This is a genomic window from Luteolibacter algae (assembly GCF_042683045.1).
In the GTDB taxonomy this organism is placed as follows: Bacteria; Verrucomicrobiota; Verrucomicrobiia; order Verrucomicrobiales; family Akkermansiaceae; genus Luteolibacter; species Luteolibacter algae.
In genome coordinates, this window is the sequence record NZ_JBHUIT010000001.1 from 73,021 (window position 1) to 94,628 (window position 21,608).

At 54.0% G+C, this 21,608-nt stretch carries 13 protein-coding genes; 5 read left to right on the forward strand and 8 right to left on the reverse strand.

The genetic code is table 11. The features are described from left to right. Positions 1-11 precede the first annotated feature (11 nt). From ACFSSA_RS00355 to ACFSSA_RS00370, 4 genes are read left to right on the forward strand one after another with little or no spacing between them, the layout of a single operon-like run. Positions 12-2,903: a PSD1 and planctomycete cytochrome C domain-containing protein gene (locus ACFSSA_RS00355; RefSeq protein ID WP_386817775.1), complete on the forward strand. Its 2,892-nt coding sequence runs from the start codon at positions 12-14 to the stop codon at positions 2,901-2,903. Between the two features lie 27 nt (positions 2,904-2,930). Beyond that, a complete protein-coding gene (locus ACFSSA_RS00360) occupies positions 2,931-4,409 on the forward strand; it encodes a DUF1501 domain-containing protein (RefSeq protein WP_386817776.1) in 1,479 nt (492 codons plus the stop codon). A gap of 28 nt (positions 4,410-4,437) precedes the next feature. After that, positions 4,438-5,721, forward strand: coding sequence for an adenosylmethionine--8-amino-7-oxononanoate transaminase (gene bioA / locus ACFSSA_RS00365; protein WP_386817777.1), 1,284 nt, complete (start codon positions 4,438-4,440; stop codon positions 5,719-5,721). A 37-nt stretch (positions 5,722-5,758) separates the two neighbouring features. Then, positions 5,759-6,877 carry a redoxin domain-containing protein gene (locus tag ACFSSA_RS00370; protein ID WP_386817778.1) on the forward strand — a complete coding sequence of 373 codons (1,119 nt, stop codon included), beginning with the start codon at positions 5,759-5,761 and terminating at the stop codon, positions 6,875-6,877. A 36-nt stretch (positions 6,878-6,913) separates the two neighbouring features. On the opposite strand, the gene metE is transcribed toward ACFSSA_RS00370, so the two are convergent. Then, positions 6,914-9,259, reverse strand: coding sequence for a 5-methyltetrahydropteroyltriglutamate--homocysteine S-methyltransferase (metE, locus tag ACFSSA_RS00375; RefSeq protein ID WP_386817779.1), 2,346 nt, complete (start codon positions 9,257-9,259; stop codon positions 6,914-6,916). 92 nt (positions 9,260-9,351) lie between these two features. Here metE and ACFSSA_RS00380 point away from each other — a divergent pair, with 92 nt between their 5' ends. Next, on the forward strand, positions 9,352-10,266 hold the full coding sequence (locus ACFSSA_RS00380; protein ID WP_386817780.1) for a LysR family transcriptional regulator: 915 nt from the start codon (positions 9,352-9,354) through the stop codon (positions 10,264-10,266). A 77-nt stretch (positions 10,267-10,343) separates the two neighbouring features. On the opposite strand, the gene ilvD is transcribed toward ACFSSA_RS00380, so the two are convergent. The 7 genes from ilvD to ACFSSA_RS00415 all read right to left on the reverse strand — a co-directional run bounded on the left by ilvD (position 10,344) and on the right by ACFSSA_RS00415 (position 21,417). After that, positions 10,344-12,044: a dihydroxy-acid dehydratase gene (ilvD, locus tag ACFSSA_RS00385; RefSeq protein ID WP_386817781.1), complete on the reverse strand. Its 1,701-nt coding sequence runs from the start codon at positions 12,042-12,044 to the stop codon at positions 10,344-10,346. A gap of 158 nt (positions 12,045-12,202) precedes the next feature. Next, positions 12,203-15,214: a DUF5060 domain-containing protein gene (locus ACFSSA_RS00390; protein WP_386817782.1), complete on the reverse strand. Its 3,012-nt coding sequence runs from the start codon at positions 15,212-15,214 to the stop codon at positions 12,203-12,205. Positions 15,215-15,357: 143 nt separating this feature from the next. Continuing rightward, complete coding sequence (locus ACFSSA_RS00395; protein ID WP_386817783.1) at positions 15,358-16,119, reverse strand: glycerophosphodiester phosphodiesterase; 762 nt, start codon at positions 16,117-16,119, stop codon at positions 15,358-15,360. Further along, complete coding sequence (locus ACFSSA_RS00400) at positions 16,116-16,694, reverse strand: thioredoxin family protein (RefSeq protein ID WP_386817784.1); 579 nt, start codon at positions 16,692-16,694, stop codon at positions 16,116-16,118. The genes ACFSSA_RS00395 and ACFSSA_RS00400 overlap by 4 nt, the downstream gene beginning before the upstream one ends. A 103-nt stretch (positions 16,695-16,797) precedes the next feature. Further along, on the reverse strand, positions 16,798-18,345 hold the full coding sequence (locus tag ACFSSA_RS00405; protein ID WP_386817785.1) for a hypothetical protein: 1,548 nt from the start codon (positions 18,343-18,345) through the stop codon (positions 16,798-16,800). After that, entirely contained in the window at positions 18,342-19,874 is a 1,533-nt protein-coding gene (locus tag ACFSSA_RS00410) for a sulfatase family protein (protein WP_386817786.1), read from the reverse strand. The genes ACFSSA_RS00405 and ACFSSA_RS00410 overlap by 4 nt, the downstream gene beginning before the upstream one ends. Positions 19,875-19,920: 46 nt before the next feature. After that, on the reverse strand, positions 19,921-21,417 hold the full coding sequence (locus ACFSSA_RS00415) for a sulfatase (protein ID WP_386817787.1): 1,497 nt from the start codon (positions 21,415-21,417) through the stop codon (positions 19,921-19,923). Between the last annotated feature and the right edge of the window lie 191 nt (positions 21,418-21,608).

Here is a 21,608-nt window from a genome sequence, read left to right on the forward strand (position 1 = left end):
GTTTAGATTTTTTGAAAACTCTCCCTCTCATATTTGCCCTTATTCCGCTTGCTCCGATTTCTTTGTATGGAGAAATCGACTTCACCCGGGATGTTCAGCCTATTCTCAATTCCAAATGTGTTTCCTGCCACGGTGGTGTGAAGGAAGCGGGTGGCGTTTCGTTCATTTTCCGTGATCAGGTTCTTGGGAAAGGGGAGTCGGGAAAAGCTGTCGTTGTTCCAGGGAAACCTGGGGAATCGGAATTGATTGCCCGGATTGTGACTGATGATGAGGATGATCTGATGCCGCGCCCGGATCACGGTCCACGTCTCAGTCCCGCAGATGTCGAGACCTTGCGTCAGTGGATTTCCGAGGGTGCGGAGTGGGGTGAACACTGGGCATTTGTGGCACCAAAGCGTCATGATGAGCCGAGTGTCAAAAATTCGGATTGGGCGCAAAATGACATCGATAAATTCATTCTGGCGAAGCTTGAGAGCAAGGGACTAAGCCCTTCCCCGAAAGCCTCTCCCTCAGAGTGGCTTAGGCGTGCATCATTCGATTTAACCGGTCTCCCCCCCAGCGCGGAGGAGCTCGATGCTTTTGAAGCCGCCGCTAAGAAAAATTTTACGAAAGCTGTTGAACAGGAAACAGAGCGATTGCTTGCCTCTCCGGGCTTCGGTGAGCGCTGGGCCTCTGTCTGGATGGACCTTGCGCGCTATGCGGATTCCGAAGGACTGGGTGTGGATAAAAAAAGGGATGTGTGGAAATACCGCGATTGGCTGATCAATGCCTTCAATCGGGACCTGCCATACGATCAGTTTACGATCGATCAGCTAGCTGGCGATCTGGTCCCGGATTCAACGTTGGAGCAAAAGGTCGCTACCGTTTTCAGCCGTCTCACGCAGTCGAACGGCGAGGGAGGAACCGATGATGAGGAATTCCGCGTGCAAGCGGTGATGGATCGGGCGACGACCACGTGGGAGACATGGCAGGGGATTTCCTTTGGCTGCGTCCAGTGCCACAGCCATCCGTATGATCCCATCAAACATGAGGAATATTACAATTTTCTGAGCTTTTTCAATAACACCAAAGACTCGGATGCCGGGAACCACTCGCCGGTCATTCCGGTGCCATATGAGGTAGGCAAATATCCCGAAGCCAATGATCTTCTGACGAAGATCCGGGAGGTGGAAGAGGAAATTTTTTCCGCGTGGAGCGAGGTCGATCAATCAAGTGAATGGTTTCCCGTGGATCAGCTAGAGGCCTCTTCGGAGAAGGCCGAGATGTCTGTGGTCATGGAAGAAGGTTATGCGGAATTTCGCGCGACTGATAATGCCTTGCCGTCGGCCGTCTATCATCTGCTCGCCCAAAAGCCGGATGGCTTGGACAAAGTTTCCGCTGTGAGGCTGACGTATCTTCCGAAGAATCTGGAAAAGGCTCTCACGGATGCGGAGTGGGGTGGCCAGCTTTCCAATATCACCGTTCATAAAATCTCTCCGGATGGCACCAGGCAGAATCTCGAATTTGCCATCGCCGTGGCGGATGAGGCACATCCTTTGAATGACCCCAATGGCTCAATCAAAAAAGGTGGATCGGGCTGGGGAACCTATTACAAATTCTTCCGCCCCCGCTTCGTGACCTTTGTTCTGAAGGAAAGCCTGGCTCTCGGGGAGGGTGATCAATTTGAAATTATTTTAGCGAATGGCGGGAAGTATAATTCCTCCTTTCCGCTCGTTGCGAAACGCGGACGTCTCGCGCTGACCGATGACGAATCCTGGATCGAGACATTCAGAGGTAAGGAATTTTGGGAGCGTTCGGGAGAACTCCGAGCAGCTTCCGCCGCATTGAGAAAGATTCCATCGGTGAAGATTCCCATCATGGAGGAGCGTGATCCCGCACATGCGCGGGTCACAACATTTTTCAATCGTGGAAGCTGGTTGGACAAAGGGGACGTCATTCCATTCTCGGACACGCCCCATGTTTTTCCTCCGCTCAATGCCGTTTCCGCCAAGCCTTCCCGGCTTGATCTGGCCAAGTGGATTGCCTCCCCGGAAAATCCGCTGACAGCCCGCGTCGCGGTGAATCGCTTCTGGCTGGAACTCTTTGGCGTGGGTATCGTGCCGACTCCGGAAGACTTTGGCAGCGCGGGAGAAAAGCCGACTCATCCGGAGCTACTGGATACTCTTGCCGTGCAATTTTCCACTGAGATGAACTGGAGTGTGAAAACGCTTTTACGGAAATATGTGACCAGCGCCGCATACCAGCAGGCCAGCGCGGTGAGCCCCGGGCTTTACGAAATGGATGCGGATAACCGTCTCCTCGCGCGCGGTCCGCGGCAGCGCCTCACCGGTGAAATGGCGCGTGATGCCGCGTTGGCTGTCTCAGGTTTGCTTACGGATAAAATCGGTGGTGCTCCGGTTTATCCGCCGCTTCCTCCCGGAGTATGGACCCCCTTCGACAAGCAGAAGTGGGAAACCCCGGCAGAAGGTGATCCACAGCGCTATCGCCGTGCCATCTACACCTTCTGGAAACGTAGTATACCGTATCCGACGTTTATTACCTTTGACGCCCCCAGCCGTGAGCTGTGCAGCAAGCGCCGCATGCCATCCAATACACCTGTGCAAGCGCTCGCGGTGATGAACGATCCCGCATTCCAGGAATGCACTGAAGCTTTTGCAAGAAGGATGAAGTATCAAACCGACGGAGCCATTGAGGATAAGATATCCCGGGCCTACCGTCTGAGCACCTCCCGGATGATCACCCGAGACCGGCTGGAGGAGCTGAAGAACCTCTTCGATGATCTGGAAGCTCAATACGAAGCCGATCCGACCCTGATGAAAAACATCGCCGGAACTCCCGATGGAGCCGCCTTCACGGTGCTCGCTTCTGTCCTGCTCAATCTGGATGAAGCTATCACCCGCTAAACCCCGAACCCCCACAGAATTTCCAATATGAATCTTTTTCAAAAACTTCTGGCAGAGAAATTGCAGCATACTACCCGCCGTGAATTTTTGCGCGATTGCACAACGGGTCTCGGCGGTATGTGGCTGGCCTCCCAAGGCATCGCCAACGCAGCGGGGCCATTGCAGATCAATCACGATCCCGCCAGCCCATTGGCGCCGCTTTCACCCTCCTTTGCCGCCAAGGCGAAACGCGTCATCTATCTTCACATGGTCGGCGCACCAAGCCAGCTGGAGTTATTCGATTACAAGCCGATGCTGAAGAAATACGATGGCAAGGATTGTCCGAAGGAGTATCTCGAAGGCCAGCGGTTCGCATTCATCCAAGGGGTTCCGAAGATGCTCGGGCCTCAGTATGAATTTTCACAGCATGGTAATAGTGGGGCATGGATTTCCGACCGCCTGCCGGAGCTGGCGAAGCATGCGGACAAGCTCTGTATCGTCAAAAGCATGCAGAGTGATCAGTTCAATCACGGACCTGCCCAGCTGTTGGTGCAGACGGGAAATGCGAATCTCGGCAACCCATCGATGGGCTCATGGGTGACGTGGGGACTGGGAACGGAAAATCAGAATATGCCGGGCTTCATGGTGTTGATTTCCGGGGGGCGGCTCCCGCGCGTGGGCTCTTCCCTCTGGGGCAGCGGTTACCTTCCCTCCGTTTATCAAGGCGTCCAATGTCGCTCCACTGGAGATCCCATTTTGAATGCTGCCAACCCGGCTGGCATTTCTTCGGACATCCGCCGCACTGCCCTCGACTCTCTCAAAAATCTAAATCAAAAGACTTATGAGGAGCTCGGCGATCCGGAGACAATCACTCGGATTTCACAATACGAGATGGCCTACCGTATGCAGACTTCGGTTCCTGAAGTGATGTCCATTGATGATGAGCCTGCTCACATCCACGAAATGTATGGCACCAGCCCGGGACGGGAGTCCTTTGCGAACAACTGCTTGCTGGCCCGCCGCCTCGCGGAAAACGGAGTCCGTTTTATCCAACTTTACGATTGGGGGTGGGATTCACACGGCTCAAACGAAGGGGAAGCGATCAACGGCGGCTTTATCAAAAAATGCCATTCCATCGACAAGCCAATCTCCGCATTACTCACCGATCTTGAGCAGCGGGGAATGCTTGAGGACACGCTCGTGGTTTGGGGAGGAGAGTTCGGCCGCACCTCGATGCAAGAAGACCGCGGCAGCAATACCGCGAAATTCCTGGGACGCGATCACAATCCCAACGCCTTCACGATCTGGATGGCAGGCGGCGGAGTGAAACCCGGTATCACCTATGGCGAAACCGATGAGATGGGCTATCAGGTGGCGAAAGATCCAGTGCAGGTCAGAGATCTCCATGCCACGATGCTGCAGCTTTTCGGCTTCGACGCAAAACGGCTTTCATACAAGTTCCAGGGGCTGGATCAGAAACTCATAGGAGTGAAACCCGCGAAAGTGATCAAAGACATCATCGCCTGAAATTAGTTAGTTCATTTTGTCGTCGGGCGTGTTTATTGCTTTCCCGATGCGTGATGCGATATCTGCCGACAAAGCCCACTGCTGGCACCCATTTACCCCTCAGGAGAGATGGTGTGCCGGGGAGCATATTCCGCTGATGATAGAGCGTGCCGAAGGCGTGTGGCTCTACGATTCCAACGGGAACAAATACCTCGATGGGAACTCCTCGATCTGGACGAATATCCATGGGCATTGCCGCCCGGAGATAGTGGAAGCGATTGCCAAACAGGCAGCGACTCTCGATCATTCCTCATATCTCGGTCTTGGCCATCCTCTTGCTTCCGAGTTGGCTGAAAAGCTGGTCGCGTTTTTTCCCGAGGGGACTCTCTCGCGGGTCTTCTTTTCGGATAACGGCTCAACGGCTGTGGAAGCTGCGCTGAAAATGTCGCTCCAATCTCGCCTGCAGACCGGGCAGGAAATGCGGAGACAATTCCTCGCTTTCGATAATGCCTACCACGGAGATACTCTGGGAGCTGCCTCCTTGGGCGGAGTAAATCGATTTTTCTCCCGCTTTAAATCGTTGGGTTTTGAGACAAACTTTCTTTCATCACTGGAGGAGCTTTCAAGGATTGATCCCACGGTTGTGACTGCTGTCGTGATAGAGCCGCTGATCCAGGGGGTGAATGAAATGCGTCCGTGGCCGGAAGGTATGCTTGCCCGCTTGCGCGAATGGGCTACTGCGAATGGAGTTCACCTGATCCTTGATGAGGTGATGACGGGATTTGGACGGACAGGAACTATGTTTGCCTGCCAGCAGGAGAAGGTGGTTCCGGATTTTCTCTGTGTGGCGAAGGGTATCACCGGTGGCACGGTGCCACTGGCTGCGACACTGGCAACAGAAGAAATCTATTCCGCGTTTCTTGGTGGGGCGGAGAATGCCTTTTACTACGGACATAGTTATACAGCCAACCCCATTGGATGTGCCGCGGCTCTGGCGTCGCTGGAGATTTTCGAAAAAGACCAGGTCTTCGCTCGCTTGCCGGAGAAAATTTCATACCTCGCGAAAAGCCTGGCGAAACTGGAATCCGAATTTTCTCAGATCAAAGAGATCCGTCAGTGTGGTCTTGTTGCGGGAATTGAATTTGAAAAAGGCCTGGGTGAGAAAATCACGCTGAAAGCCCGTGATCACGGGCTCATTACAAGAAATATTCTCGATACAATCGTGTTCATGCCTCCACTCGCAATTACTACTGCCGAAATCGATTTCGCGATCGAGGCGATTTCTCGAAGCTGCCGTTTCTGTCTGGCTTCTGGTTGTGATAGCGATCGTTAATCGCTTGATTGTTACATTTCATGGTCGAGCCTGATGCATGTCATTTTCGAAATTAGTTCATCTGCTTGCGGTCGTGGGGTGCGCGGTTGGTTTGCTCTCCGCAGAAGGTTTACAGGATCAGCTTGATGCGCGGAAAGAGGCTTTCGCCAGGCAGGCACCAGCCGAGTTGATCGAGAGTCAGAACCAGGCTCTCGCTGAGTTGGAAGAATCCGGAATTTACGGAACGGTATTGAAGGTGGGGGATAAAGCCCCGGACTTCACGTTGAGAAACCATGAGGGCGAAGAGGTGAATCTGGCTGGTCTATTGGCTAGCGGTCCGGTTGTCCTCACCTGGTATCGCGGTGGCTGGTGTCCGTATTGCAATATCGCTCTCGCAGCGCTTGCGAAGGAGAATGAGAAGATCAAAAAGCTTGGCGCGACACTGGTGGCACTGAGCCCGGAACTGCCGGATACAACCGCAGTTTCCGTGGAGGAACATGGATTGGATTTTGAGGTGCTTACCGATAGAGATCATGCGGTGGCAGAAAAATTTGGATTGGTGTTTCCTCTCAATGAAGAGACCCGGAAGCGTTATCAGGAGAAGTTCAATTTGAGCGAACGCAGTGGAATAACTGCTGCGGATCGTCTGCCACTCCCGGCAACCTATGTCATTTCATCGGACGGGATCGTCACCTATGCGTTTGCCGATGCCGATTACCGGCGCCGGGCGGAACCCCAGCGTATCCTCGATGCGTTGGATGCGCTTGAAAATGGTGCGACGGGTCGCCACCTCGTTCTTCAGTTCTGGGAAAATGTTTGGAATCCACCCTATGATCCAGGGTTAATCGATAAGCTGATGACGGAGGATTTTATCCTTACCTCGGCTGGCCATGAAGTAAACGGACGGGATGAGTTCAAGGAATGGGTTGCTAGCTTCCAGCAAAAGACCAGGCATTTACGACTGGATAATCTGGACTGCTTTGAAAGCAAAGATGGCACTAGAATCGTAAGTCGCTGGGTGGCGAGAGGTAGAAACGGAGGGATGCTCGGAACGGAGGCGGACAATCGCCCGATTGAATTCACAGGTATCGCCATATGGGAAATTCGTGATGGCAAGCTTGCCCGAAACTGGGTTGAAAGATCCGCCTGGGAACTTTACCAGGCTTTGAATAACTAAAGTGAAGGCGGCATCCGGAGATGCCGCCCGTTTCTTTTATGCAACTTCCATAACCGAATTTTTGCGAAGATTCCGGGCCGCTGTGACCATGTTTTCAAGAGATGTTTTCACCTCCGGCCAGCCACGGGTTTTCAAACCACAATCGGGATTGACCCACAAGTTTTCTGCCGGGATGAGTCCTCCAGCTTTCTCGATCAGATTTTCCATCTCTTTGACAGTGGGAACACGCGGCGAGTGGATATCATAGACACCCGGGCCAATTTCGTTCGGGTAGCGGAAATCCACAAAAGCATCCAGTAGTTCCATATTCGAGCGGGACGTCTCGATGGTGATCACGTCCGCATCCATTGCCGCTACGGCCTCGATGATGTCATTGAATTCCGAATAGCACATATGGGTGTGAATCTGGGTATCATCCCGAACCACGCTCGAGCACAATCTGAAGGCTTCCACCGCCCAGCCGAGATAGCTTTCCCAATCGGCCTGCCGCAGCGGCAAGCCTTCACGGATCGCTGGTTCATCAATCTGAATTGCAGCAATTCCCGCACTTTCGAGGTCCTTCACCTCATCACGTATTGCCAGTGCAATCTGGCGCGTGGTGATGTCCCTGGCTTGATCGTCTCGGACAAAGGACCACTGAAGGATCGTCACGGGGCCGGTCAACATTCCCTTCATGGGCTTATTGGTCAAAGCGCTGGCAAACTCCGCCCAGCGGACGGTCATCGGCTTCGGTCTACGGACATCACCGTAGATGATCGGGGGCTTCACACAACGGCTTCCATAGCTTTGCACCCAACCATTTGAGGTGAATGCAAAACCTTCCAGCTGCTCGCCGAAATACTCGACCATGTCGTTGCGCTCGAACTCTCCGTGGACCGGCATGTCGATCCCGATTTCGTTCTGAAATTCCACACAGCGCCGTGTTTCCTGCTCAAGAAAATGCTCATAATCCTGTCCGCTTAGGTCTCCCTTTTTCCATTTCGCACGGGCAGCCCGCACCTCGTCGGTTTGTGGAAATGAACCTATTGTTGTTGTCGGGTAAAGCGGGAGCATGAGCTTCTTGCGTTGCAGTTTCCGGCGCTCGGAAAACGGCGACTTGCGGCGGGAGTCCTCGGGGATGATGAAGCTGGTTCTCGCTTTTACCCGCGGGTTGTGGATCTTGGTGCTTTCTTCCCTACCTAGCTGGGAGGCGCGGTTCAGTTCGAGTTCGGCACTAACGCTCCCACCGGAAAGTGCGCGAGCCAGCACCGAGAGTTCCATCAATTTTTCATCCGCAAAGGCGAGCCAATCGCGAATCTCCGGATCGAGTTCTGCTTCATTTTCAAGCGTAATCGGCGTATGTAAAAGCGAACAGGATGGTGCGATCCATAATCTCTCCGGACCGAGCTTTTCCTTGGCTCCCTCGAGGATGGAAAATGATTTGTCGAAGTCGTTCTTCCAGATATTCCGCCCGTCCACAATTCCCAGTGAAAGAATTTTATCCGAAGGAAAGCCGGAGATCAGCCGATCGATTTCCTCCACGCCGCGCACGGCATCCTGATGAAGTGCGGCGACCGGGAGTGAGAGAAAAAGAGGGAGATTATCCCGGAGTTCACCAAAATAATTGGCGACAATCAGCTTTGCTCCAGAGGCGGCAGTGCGGAGCCGCTGATAGCTTTTGTGTATTGCGGATCGCTGCAGATCGCTGAGATCCAGTGAAAAGATCGGCTCATCGAGTTGAATCCATTCGGCACCAGATGCGGCAAGCTTTGCGAGTATCTCCTCGTAGACTGGAAGAAGTTTTTCCAAGAGCTCGAACCGATCGAAATCGGCGCCATCTTGAACCTTGCCCAAAGTCAGATAACTTACAGGTCCGAGCAAAACGGGTTTTGCCCGATGTCCGAAAGCAGTTGCTTCCAGGAACTCATCGAAGATTTTGGACGAGCTGAGCTTAAAGGTGGTATCACTCCGGAACTCGGGAACAATATAATGATAGTTGGTATCGAACCATTTCGTCATCTCACTTGCGAAAGTGCTGACAGTTTGGGACTGACAATCGCAGGTGGCTTCCGATGTATCGGTAGCCTTGGTTTGGCCGCGGGCGATGAGGAACGCGGTATCGATGCTGGTTTCATTCCCATCCCAGCGAAAACGCGGCGGAATATTTCCCAGTAGGCAGGTGGTATCGAGAACCTGATCGTAAAAGGAAAAGTCGTTGCAAGGAATGAGATCAATCCCGGCTTTGGATTGTTTCCGCCAGTTCTCAGCCCGTAACCTTGCGGCGGCTGCTTCGAGTTCCGGCTTTGATATACGGCCTTTCCAGTAGGATTCGGTTGCTCTTTTCAGCTCACGTTTTTCTCCGATTCTCGGGTAGCCGAGGTTGTGTGTCAGGATGCGGTTCATAGTGAGTCCATCATGGAGGATCTATGATTATTCGCATAACGCATTGTTTTTAGGATCGTCATTCGAAATGCTTATGATTAGGAATTTGCCAAATGATTGAAATACGACACCTTCGCGCACTGATCGCCGTTGCGGAAACCGGGAACCTCTCAAAGGCGGGAAAGCATCTGAACCTTTCGCAGCCTGCGCTTTCCCAACAAATGAAAGCCTTGGAGGAAATGGTAGGAGCGGAGGTTTTTCACAGAAAAAGTAATCCGCTGCGGCTCAGTCCCGTGGGCGAGCGCCTCTTGTGTAGCGCGTATGAAATCGAAAAGACACTGAAGCAGACGGAACGCGATGTTGCGAGAATTGCGGAAGGAAAGGCGGGCCAGCTTCGCATCGCGGTCGAGTGCCATTCCTGCTTTGATTGGCTGATGCCGAGTATGGACGCATTTCGCGAAGGCTGGCCGGAAGTAGAGATGGATCTGGTCTCGGGTTTCCAACCGGATCCGACGGGGCTGCTGGCTGAAGGTCAGGCGGATTTGGTTATCGTGTCCTCCGCAAAGCCCCGGAGTGGTGTGGTCTATCATCCTTTGTTCCGATACGAAGTGCTGGCTTTGCTTGCGAGAGGGCATCCGCTCGCTAGAAAAGCTTATCTGACTGCGCGGGATTTCCGGGATGAAACGCTCGTCACCTATCCGATTCCCGACGAGCGGATAGATGTAATCCGTGAGGTTTTGAAGCCAGCAAGTATTGATCCTCCACGGCGGATGACAGAACTAACTGTAGGCATTTTGCAGCTTGTAGCCAGCCGTAGAGCGATCGCGGCGATGCCTGGTTGGGCGGTGCAGCCGTTCCTGGACCGCGAGTATGTGAGTTCGCGCCCGATTCGGAAAGGTGGCTTGTTCGCCAATCTATATTCCGCGACAACCGCGGAAGGTGCCGGAGCTGCCTATATGCGTGAGTTTTTGGAAACCATGCGCCGGATTAGTTTTTCCGAGCTCAAAGGCATTACCGAGATCCATTGAATCCTTAGTGCTCGGGCACAAAAAAAGGAGCGGTGGGTTTCACCGCTCCTTTTTTATGAATTGGACCCGCCGGGTGCCTATAAGCCTTTGTCCGTTACCGCGCCTTCGCTGGCGCTTGTCACGAGTTTCGCGTATTTGGCGAGAACTCCATATTTGTAGCGGGGCTCTGGCTTGACCCAGTTTGCCTTACGGGTGGCGATTTCCTCGTCCGAAAGATTGACGCTGATGCGGTTGTCGATGGCGTTGATTTCAATCTCATCTCCATCCTGAAGAATACCGATGGTGCCGCCTTCGTAGGCTTCCGGAGTAATGTGACCGACGACGAAGCCGTGGCTGCCGCCGGAGAAACGTCCATCCGTGATGAGCGCGACTTCCTTGCCAAGCCCCATGCCCATGACGGCACCGGTGGGTCCCAGCATCTCGCGCATGCCAGGACCGCCTTTAGGACCTTCCATGCGGATGACGATTACGTCGCCTTTGCCGATTTTCTTGGCAAGAATCGCTTTCATCGCTTCATCTTCGGAATTGTAAACCTTCGCGGTGCCTTTGAAAATCTCGCCTTCTTTTCCGGAAATTTTGGCAACCGAACCCTGCTCGGCAAGGTTTCCGTAAAGAATCCGCAGGTGGCTGTCTTTTTTGATCGGGTTGTCGAGAGGGCGGATGATTTCCTGGCCTTCCGGGTATGGCTTGGCAAGTTTCTCAAGATTTTCGCGGAGCGTGCGGCCGGTGACTGTCATGCAGTCACCATGCAGCAGGCCTGCATCAAGAAGCATTTTCATCAGAGGAACCGTGCCACCGATGCGAACGAGATCGACCATGGCATATTTGCCGGAAGGCTTGAGATCAGCCAGAACCGGGGTTCTTTTCCCGATGCGCTCGAAGTCATCCAATGTGATATCGACACCGGCGGAGTGAGCCATCGCCGGAATGTGAAGGCAGGCATTGGTGGAGCCACCGAGGGCGATGAGGACGGTGATGGCGTTTTCAAATGCCTCTTTCGTCATGATGTCCCGTGGCTTGATGCCGAGCTTGATGAGATTGAGGACTGCCGCACCCGCATCGAAACAATCGCGCATTTTGTCATCGGAAATGGCTGCCTGGGATGAGCTGTTTGGCAGGGACATGCCGAGCGCTTCGATCGCGCTGGCCATGGTGTTCGCCGTATACATGCCGCCGCATGAGCCCGGGCCCGGGATTGCACAGGACTCGACGTGCTCCAGCTCTTCATCGGAGAACTCGCCATTGGCGTGTTTGCCGACAGCCTCGAAAATGGAAACGATATCGAGATCCTTCTCCTCGCCCTTGATTTTGCCGCAGCCAGGGAGAATCGTGCCGCCATAGACGAATACCGACGGGCGGTTCATACGACCCATGGTCATTACGCAGGCAGGCATGTTCTTATCGCAACCACCGATGGCTACGAAGCCGTCCATTCCTTCACAGCCTACAACGGTTTCAATGGAGTCTGCGATGACTTCGCGGGAGACAAGCGAGTATTTCATCCCTTCGGTGCCCATGGAGATACCGTCGGAAATGGTGATGGTATTGAAAATGACACCTTTACCACCAGCTGCATCGACGCCTTTCGAGGTCTCGATGGCAAGCTTGTCGATGTGGATGTTGCATGGGGTGACTTGGCTCCAGGTGGAGGCCACGCCGATTTGCGGCTTGGAGAAATCTTCTTTTTTAAAGCCTACGGCATATAGCATTCCCCGGCTAGGGGCGCGGTCCGGGCCATCAAGCATCAAACTGGAATAGGGGCGTTCTAGGTCACTCATCGGGCGGGGATCATCCGTCCGCCCTGCCCTTCACGTCAAGTCAGGATCGGTGCCGGGATGTATTGATATGGTGGCAAAATCGCTCTGGTGCCGGGGCAAAAAAAATCCGCCGGACTCCGATGAGGGAATCCGGCGGATCAGGGAATTACCGGGGTGGCTTACTTCCTGCGAATGATGGCCAGCCAATCCTCCTCGTCGGGAGCTGAGAGTTTTTCTCCGCTAAGGTCGGTTGTTGCCTGCATTTCGCCATTGCGGGGATTGAACCAAGCGGATGTAAAATCACCCTCCGGGAGCTGGATCTCCGTTGATCCACCCTTGGGCAGATAAACGAGATAGAGCTCGCCATCTTTTGCCAAACAGAACTTGGAGTTATCCTGTTTGGTATTGCCAAGCAGTTCATCGCGGCAGGTCATGTCCTGGAAAGGAATTTCCTGCTCCCGGAAAAATGAGAGAGCGATGTTTGCGTAATTCCAGGACTTTTCGCGCGAGCGCCAATCCTCCGCGATGAGATCGTTCTGGGCCAGCTTGTAGCCGAAGTAGTATTCCACACCTGCGCCGCCAGCCATGAGATTGCCCCAAAGGGTGAGCTTGCGGATATCGTCGATGCTGTGTTTTGCCTTTGTGTTGCCTGGATAATCCGGATCCGGTGGCACGCCTTCCACAGCGGAGCCCTGTTCATCGTTCGCCGCCACCCATGGATTGCCGGCCTTGTCGGAAGCTTTGATCCATTTTGCCGTCAGATTATGGACCTTGCTCCACTCGTTTTGGAGAGATACGCCGGACAGCCCCTTGTAGCCGAGCAATGGCTCGTATTGCCTGTCCTGCTGATTGGGAAAGGTGTGGAGGACAACGTGATGCTGGTAGGGATCGGTCGCCCGGATGTAAGCGATCATATCCTTGATTTCCTGTGTGGACTGGGTGTTTTCCTCCCCGATGTTCCAGTTGAGCGCAAGCTCGTGGCCGTAGCGGGCGATCAGCTCCCGGCAGTAGAGCATGCGCTCCGGGCCGAGTTTTCCACCATCCAATGAGGCTGCGACAGGGCCTCCGCCTTCTTTTTGGCCGAGTCTGTCATCGTCCATTTCGTTTTCCTGGAGTTTGAAATGGAGGTAGAGACCTTTCGCCGTCGCGTGGCTGAAAACGATTCCCCATTGATCGAGTTTGCTGCAGTCGTAATGAAATTTGTCGGTTGGTGCAACGAATGGCCAGATGTTGTCACCATCCCCGGACACGTTGTAGGGAAGGAAGGAGAAGGCATTCATGCCTTTTTCCGAGAGGTAGTTGAGAGCACCGATGAGGCCCTTGCCTTTGCCGTCTTTCCAAGTCGGGTCACCGTTTTTCCAATCCTGAAGGTGAGGTGCCCAGGTTTTCAGAGGGACGTTTTTCTTACGTGCCTGGGTATTATCGAATTCGGTGTAAGCGAGGAGTGTCTCCGGTGCGTCCGCTCCGGCTTTCAGGAAAAAGGACTTATCTCCCTGAAACTGTAGATGATGCTTGCCCACGTATGCCAGGCGTCCGCGCGCTCGGAAGTCCGGAAAAGATTTGTCGCTCTCGCCGATGGTGAAGGAGCCGGTTTTCCCGTCGAAAGGAGCAAGTGCCTGTCCTTCCCCGGGGGTGAAAGCCGCCTTTTCTCCGCTGCGGAAGGAAATGGTGTAATTCCATGTTCCCGCCTTGTCCGGAGAAAGATTGGCGACCCATTTCGTCCCGGATTCCGCGGAGCTTTCAGCGGCATTTCCATCAGCAGCGAAGTAGCCCGGGACGGTGTAATTCGGTTCGCCGGATTCGTGGGTGAAGGTGACCCAGAAGGATTGATCGGTGAAAGGGTTCGGCGAGTTGTCCAGCTCGTGGGCGTATGGACCGCTGAGTGTGAGGGAAACTTTGTGCCATTGTTTCATCTCGCCGGAGATGGTTACGGCGCCATCGCCATCGGGTTGGCGCGGTTGCTGGAGGGCGGGACCAGTTGGTTTTGCCGCCATTTCACCGGCGGGAGCTTTTTTCATGGCCGCGGCAGTCGCCGCATCAGCGGGAGCAAAGCTCAGACCGGACCAACGAGCACGCGACCATTCCTTGCCATCTGCGGAAGCAACCGTGGAGCTGACTTCGATCACGTCTCCGGGCTCAATGGTGATTCCCTTGAAAGTCGCATGGTATTTCTCACCTTCGTCGAAAGTCTCGTCGGACATTGGGCAAGTGTGATCGCCGATCTTCCTGCCGTTGACGAAAACGCTGTAGGTCGAGCTGCCGTCGCTTTCTCCGACCGATTTCAGAGTGACATCATATTTTCCAAGCGGGAAGGGGGATGCGGTGGCAATTTTCGCGGTTTTGCGTTGCTCTGGGTTGATCGCCAGCCATTTGCCTTGATCCAGGTAGTAGCCGCTCCCGCTGACATCGAAGGAATCCGCGGAAATTTCCGCCTGCGCGTCGTCGTGCCGGGCAGGTGCTTCTGGGGCTTCCGGTGCCTCAGCTGCTTCGACGAATTCAAACGCGGCGGGTGCTTTTCCGGACTTGATCACTGAAGCTGGACCGAGACCGTCCGGGGAAAATTCCCGGGTGTTCGCCAGAAGGATTTTATCGAGGGCGATCCCGTCCTCGCGCATGGAGACCTGGATCGTGTGGACGCCAGCGCTCGGGACATCCAGGGTGAGGATGCCGGGGACGCCGATGTGGACTTTCTCCGTGCGCTGTGCGGAGCGCCAGTGCCATTTGTTCTTCGTGACTGTCTGCCAGCGCTTGGCGGTATCCGGCCATGTGCCATCAATGCCAAAGTGGAGGCCATTGTCCTCGGAAGTGGTAGTGAAGGTGCGTGCCCATAGCCAGTATTTGCCTGGGTTGTTGAAGTGGACCTTGTAGGACAGGACTGCGATTTTTCCCTGCAATTCGGTAAAGTTTTCCCCTCCAATCAATTTGTCGGCATGTGTTCTGCGGGTATCCGGCAGGATCTCCAGATAGGCACCGCCGGATGCTCCCGCGATAGAGCTGGGATCCCCATCGGGTGTGATGTCTGGAGTTTGCGCCTTGGTGGTAAGATACCAGGCACGCTTGTCGATCAGCGTCTGCTCGATAAAATGCTCCGCCTCGATTGAGACTACCCCGTCTTTTTCCTCAAAAACGAGATCGGGAGAAGCAATAGGTTTGGTCAAATCCTCCGCCAGCAATGCTGTAGGTAGAGCCATAAAGGCTATTAATCGTGAATACATAGGGTTTTTAATGGTGTTAGGGAATGATTGAATACGTCTATCGGAAGACATATTTCGCACATAAATACGTGTTATCGTAAATAATCCATCATCAAAAAGCCTCAGACGGGCGGAATCGGCTAATAACCGGCGAGCAAATCCTCCCGCAGCTTGCCCGGTAGGTTCGTCGTGAGAGAGGAGACCCCCGCAGCGATGAATTTTCCAGCGGTGGCGGAATCGTCGACTGTCCAAACATGATAGTCGAATCCGGCAGTGATGATCTTCTCTCCGAAATCCGCGCGGAGTATAGGATGTGCTTCACCGCTTAGCCCGTCAGCGCTGATTTTTTTCAATGTTCTGATGATCATCTCAGGGCCGGGCGTCAGTGTGCCAGAGGGATCAAGTCGGAAGTCGGTGATCCAATTGGCACGGATGCCGGGCGCAAGCTCTTTGAAGCTGCGGATCACATCCTGATGAAAGGAAATTATGGTGAACCGCTCAAGTCCCGCTTCTCCGAGGAGATGTTCAGCGAGTGTTTCCACGATTTCCACGCCGCATTTAACCTCGATGAAGAGCCGCTTGCCCGGCGGGAGATCTGCCAAAATTTCACTCAGCCGGGGGATCCGGGTCCCAGGTTGGGAGGGTTTGTCCGGATTGCCAGGCATCAAGTTTTCCAGTTGTTGCCAATCACTCTCCGCGATGATTTTCCGAACCCCGCAGGTCCGGAGTGTGTCGGCATCATGAATGGCGACGATTTCGCCGTCCTTAGTGAGGCGGATATCGATTTCGATACCATCCGCTCCTTGTCGCCATGCTTCCTCGAAAGCGGGCATCGTATTCTCCGGGGCGGCGGCGGAGGCACCGCGATGCGCGATGATCAGCGGGATGGAAGACGAGTTCATTTACGAGTCATGCCAGCCGGTAGCCAGTCCTTCTCCATAGGCTTTAGGATTTCCTTAGGCTCGGTTCCGGTGGTTTCATCGGGAGGTGTTTGCTTTGGCGTTTTTACTTCGGGTAAATTGGCGGAATATTTTTTGATCAATGAATCGATCTCCGATTTTGGAATCGCTCCGATGAATTTGTGAACCATTTTCCCATCAATGTAAAAACGGACATCCGGGATCCCGTCAACGCCGACTTCCGAGGCAATTGTGCGGGATTGATCGATATCCACCTTTCCCAGTTTTACCGCGCCCGAAGAAGCGACGGCGGACTCCAGATCCGGGCTCAGCTTCTTGCACGGGGCGCACCAATCCGCATAGAAATCGACGATGTTCAAGGTCCCGGGCTGGGAGATGAAGCTCTTGAACTCAGCATCGCCGATCTTTTGGATTTTCGAATCCGGTAGCTCAATAGTGGCCTCCGATGAATTGGTGGTGGCGTTTTTCAGATCCGCGACTTTGCCAGCAATGGTCTTGACCCGCTCGCAGGAGCTGAGGAGTGAAATACATGTGAGGGCGAGTGCGAGGCGCTTCATGACAATAGGGTGCCCTCATATTGATGCTCTGTCTAGTTTCTGAGACGGGAAAGCCGGTTTGAAGGTCCGGGCCCAAGCGAGGAATCATGTCGCGGACTGGAGACTAATCTTTCTGGAAGTCGATCGCGGACAGATTCTTTTCCGCGGGATCCAGCTGATGAACCGCTTTCCAGCTCTCGTGTGAGGCAGTGATTTCTCTCTTTCCGATGACCAGGCCTTCGAGCGAATAGCTGCCGTCCGGCCTGGTGTGGGTAAAATGGGTTGGGCCGCTTTGTAGAAGGACACCTCCGATTCCTTTCCCATTTTTATCAACGACCTTGCCGGAAATCGTCATCGTCCCCGGCTTTTTAGCGACAGTTTCCGCCAGCCATTCGCGCAGTTTTACCGTGGAGGGCCTGTTTTCCAAAAACATGGTATCAGTATGTGCGCCGAGATCCGATGAGGCATAAGTCACCGGGAAGGCAAGTTTTTCAAAGAGGATGCGGAGATCTTTTTCGTCTCCGTTATCAGTATGGAATGTCGGGCGGCCTTTGATACGTGGTCCGCGTTCGGCGAGCGCTGTTTCGAAACTGGCGCCCCCGTAGCCGTCACCATCAAAGTGCTGGCATGAATGAAATGCCAGCCATACATCCGCCACCCGGTCATCCCGCAGCCCGATGTAGCCACAGGCCACGGCGCCGCGGGAAAATCCAGTTAAAATCACCGCGGAGGGATCTCCTCTGTAGTTCGCGGAAACATGGTTCACCAGATCGATGGCGTAGCGGGCAGTGGCATCGGGATCGCCCCAGCCATTGAGTGCCTGGGTTTTCCCGGAAAAGTCCACAAACGGAGCATTGACCCAGATGTAGCCCTTTCCTTCCGACATTCCATAGCCCATCCGGGAACCTTCCGGGCTGCCAATCGAATGGCAGGGCGGGGAAAGCCAGCGATTTCCAGCGTATTCGACAATGATCGGATAGCGTTTCCCTGGCTTCCAGTCGGTGGGCAGGTAAAGAGCATGATATAGTTCTGTGTTCTGGAACTGTGGCAACTGATCCCTGACACGGCGGCCCGCGGCAGGCGATTCCGCCGTCATATCCGGGACATCCAAGCGCTGGAAATCCGGCGGGGCGGAAGCCGTTTCCGATGTTTTGCCCCTCAAGGAAATGGGTGACATTTCCAGCGCTGCACCGGATGAATTTTTACCGAGCGAAACCCGGAGGTAGCGGATCTCCGACGAATCGATTTTCCCTACCAAGCCGCCTTTCCAGCGCTGCTGGAGATCAATACTGAAGAGTCTGCTTTCGCCCGGCGAGAGGCTTGCGGAATCAACGGGTGCGTCCCAACCAGGTGCACCTACCGCCCAGAATGCCAGATCGATTTCAGCTTCTCCGATATTTCGGAAAGTCGCTTCGATGAAGCGCCGCCGGGAAAGATCCCGAGAGTTCTGGGGGAGATTGATCAGCAGGGAAGGGAAGCTGAAGGCATCGCTGGAACGCCCGATCTTCAGCAAGGTTTTACCATCGCCGACTGGCTCCGCCCGGGTGCCCTCGAAGAAAAGCTCCTCAGGGCTGATTTCCGAAATCCATGCTTCCTGCGCAAGCGCTAGAAAACTCCAGATTGCGGAAAGAAATATGAATCTGAGAAACCGGCCCGAAGCGCAGAATGTCATTTCTTTGCCTTATTTTTCTTGGATTTCCCCTGTCCGATGATCTCGCCGGTGCTGTAATCCAGCTGCTTTCCTACATACGGGTATTCGTCAAAAACGTCACCGGTTCCCAGCATTCGGGGGTCTTTCTGCTCAGTGAGCTGACGCTCCATCCTATCGCGGAGTTTCTTGATCGTGGGTTGATATTCTGGGTCTTTCGCCAGGTTATCCAGATTGTGCGGATCTTTGCGAATCTGGTAGAGCTCCTCCTCAGGGCGCATGCCAAAGGACATTTCATAAAATTTGTAGTCCGCATCGCCGGGTTTCAATGCCGTGAGGTAGTCCTTCGTGGGTGAACCATCGGTATTTCTCCAGCCGAATTCCGGGTTCCCCGCAGGCCAGCGATCCGACTTGATGTTATGGACATAGAAAAAATCCTTCGTGCGGATCGCACGCACCGGATAGGAGAGATCCGTTCCGTCTTCGTTGGCGGTGCCGATGTCGTGGCGCTCTTTGCCGAGGAGGACGTGATCCCGCTCAGGATCAATCTGACCTGATTTTTCTGACTTCAGGACATCGAGGAAGCTTTTACCCGTCATTTGCTCATGGGGCCTCAGTCCGACTGCTTCCATAATGGTCGGAGCAACGTCCGGGAAATTGACAAAGTCTTCGATCACGCGGCCGGGTTGGATCACGCCTTTCCAGTAGGCAATCATCGGCACGTGCACGCCTTCTTCGTAGAGCTGGCCTTTTACTCGCGGAAAGGGCATCCCGTGGTCCGAAGTGACCAGGATGAGCGTATTGTCGAGCATGCCGCGCTCCTCGAGTGCCTGGATAGCTTTGCCCAATTGGGTATCGACCCATTTGACCTCGAGTGCGTAATCGAGAATATCGCCGCGGACGATTTCGTTGTCCGGCAGGAATGGCGGGACCTCCGCGTCTTCGAGCTTCATCCCGGCCTTTTTCCAGGAACCTTTCTCGTAGGCACGATGTGGCTCATAGGTTCCGAACCAGAAGCAGAATGGTTTTTCCGCCGGTTTCCCATCGAGAAATTTCTCGAAGTTTGCCGCATAATTGATCGGGTGCATCCCTTTGTAGGGAGGCGTGAGGGTCTCCTCATTGTAGGCTGGGCCAGCGGGATTTATTTCTCCTTCGAAGGTGCCGGGACCCCAGCCTTTGCCGGTATGGCCCACGTGGAATCCTTCTTCCATCAGCAGATGCGGATACCATTTGAATTCTCCCGGGAAATGGGGGAAATGGTTGCCTGCCTCTTTGAGCTGCCAGCTATACATGCCGGTCACGAGGCAGGCACGGGCCGGTGCGCATTTCGGATTGCAGTTGTAGGCGTTCTGAAAGATTGCTCCCTCTTTCGCCAGCCGATCGAAGGCGGGCGTCTCAATCATTTTGCCGCCGTAGGCTCCGAAGGTGATCATCGAGGCATCATCGGCGATGCAGAACAAAATGTTCGGTTGCTCCGCAGCTGGGACCAAGGGCGCAATGAACAAAAGGCCGAGAGCTGAAAAGGCTGTTGGGAGAAATTTGCTGGATTTCATGGCTATTCTTACGAGGGAATGATGAGCAATTGTGCAAAAACGGATGTTATTTCAGCGTTTGGAGGTCACGGGTTGGCTTGATGGTAGGATCGGGCTCGGCATCGACATAGTTGGGCGGCTTTTTGAAGTTGGGCACCTTGATGGATTTCCGCTCTTTCGGCACCCATTTTCTCATTTCCGCGACGATTTCCGCATATTCCGGCTCACGAACTAGGTTTTTCCATTCGTTCTCATCCTTGCTGAGATCATAAAGCTCTTCCGTCCCGGAAAGGTAACTGATGTAGTGCCAGCGCTTGCCTAGCACGGAGGTCCCGCTGTTTGAGACGGTGACGCCGGGGTATTCCCACTCAGCATCGGGATTGCTGAGCAATGGTGAAAAATCACGGCCGTCCAGCTCTTTTTCCGGCAGTCCACAGAGGCTGATAAGCGTCGGATACATATCGATGAGGGAGACCGGAGCCTTGCAGTAGCTCTGCCCTTTTTTGCCGGGCATGCGGACAAAAAACGGAGGCTTCACGGCGCGGGTCCAAAGGGTATTTTTCAGATAACGTTCCTTTTCGCCAAGATGCCAGCCGTGGTCTCCCCAGATCATCACGATAGTGTTATCGGCTTTGCCGCTTTTCTCCAGAGCATCGAAAACAATCCCGAGGCAGGCATCCACGTAGGCAATGTTTGCGAGATAGGCACGGACGGCGTCTTTTTCCAGGCCATGCTTTTTCACCCAGAGGTAATCCGCGGAGGGTCCGAATGCCTGCTTGCCACCGGGGGTGAGGATGTCGGCGAGATCGCCATCGGTAACTGGCGGCAGCTGGATGGTCTCGGGATCGAATTTATCGAAAAACTCTTTGGGAACGAACCACGGGAGGTGCGGTTTGATAAAGCCGACCGCCATGAAAAACGGTTTGTCCGAGGGTTTGGAAAGCTCCTGGCGGGCCCAATCGGCCACGCGGTAGTCCACGGTTTCTTCAAAAGTGCTCTTCGTCGGGCCCCAGCTTAGCTTTGCTGCCTTGTCCTTGTATTCAGGTTTGCTCTCACCCCGGATGGTTCCGGAGCTACTGGTGAGGAATTTCTTGTCCGGTCCGTCTTTGACTCCACGGCGGGAGTCCGCATAGGTGTCAAAGGCCCAGTGGCCGAAGTCGACGCTGACTTCCGTGGCATGCTTGTGGAAAATTTTGCCATTGGAGAGGGTATGATAGCCGTTTTTCGAGAAATACTCAGGTAGCGTGGCGTGGGTTTTCACCAGATCCGAATAAATCATATTTGTTGCATTTCCGTAGACTCCGGTGCGGTTCGGCATGAAGCCAGAGAGGACGGCGGAGCGGGACGGGCCGCAGATAGGGGCGGCACAAACAGCGTTTTCAAAGATTACCGATCCTTCCTTGCAGAATTTATCCAGGTTCGGGGTAAGTGACTGCGGGTGGCCGCGCAATGGCCCGACCCAGTCATTTAGGTCATCGATCGCGATGAAAAGAACATTGGGTTTTTCCACGGCGCCTGCGAAGGAGCTCAAGCACAGAAGGGTTAATAGGACGATATTTTTCATGTTTCAGTCAGATTTGCGTCATATTCAAAAGAGGTTATTCGGAATACACGACTATTTATTTTGTTAACAATGTCGCGGCGTCCGTTGACAAACGGCAAGGGCTGAATCTGTCAAAAAATCAACAGACATCCGGCGAGTTGTTTTTACTTCTACGAAACTACCGATCAGTAATTGGTCGGGAGAGGACCGAT

Bases quoted from the DNA above. Each gene is read 5' to 3' on its own strand.
- ilvD (WP_386817781.1), bottom strand. From the start codon at position 12,044: ATGAGTGACCTAGAACGCCCCTATTCCAGTTTGATGCTTGATGGCCCG.
- ACFSSA_RS00415 (WP_386817787.1), bottom strand. From the start codon at position 21,417: ATGAAAAATATCGTCCTATTAACCCTTCTGTGCTTGAGCTCCTTCGCA.
- ACFSSA_RS00395 (WP_386817783.1), bottom strand. From the start codon at position 16,119: ATGAACTCGTCTTCCATCCCGCTGATCATCGCGCATCGCGGTGCCTCC.
- ACFSSA_RS00380 (WP_386817780.1), top strand. From the start codon at position 9,352: ATGATTGAAATACGACACCTTCGCGCACTGATCGCCGTTGCGGAAACC.
- ACFSSA_RS00405 (WP_386817785.1), bottom strand. From the start codon at position 18,345: ATGACATTCTGCGCTTCGGGCCGGTTTCTCAGATTCATATTTCTTTCC.
- metE (WP_386817779.1), bottom strand. From the start codon at position 9,259: ATGAACCGCATCCTGACACACAACCTCGGCTACCCGAGAATCGGAGAA.
- ACFSSA_RS00400 (WP_386817784.1), bottom strand. From the start codon at position 16,694: ATGAAGCGCCTCGCACTCGCCCTCACATGTATTTCACTCCTCAGCTCC.
- ACFSSA_RS00370 (WP_386817778.1), top strand. From the start codon at position 5,759: ATGTCATTTTCGAAATTAGTTCATCTGCTTGCGGTCGTGGGGTGCGCG.
- ACFSSA_RS00360 (WP_386817776.1), top strand. From the start codon at position 2,931: ATGAATCTTTTTCAAAAACTTCTGGCAGAGAAATTGCAGCATACTACC.
- ACFSSA_RS00410 (WP_386817786.1), bottom strand. From the start codon at position 19,874: ATGAAATCCAGCAAATTTCTCCCAACAGCCTTTTCAGCTCTCGGCCTT.
- ACFSSA_RS00390 (WP_386817782.1), bottom strand. From the start codon at position 15,214: ATGGCTCTACCTACAGCATTGCTGGCGGAGGATTTGACCAAACCTATT.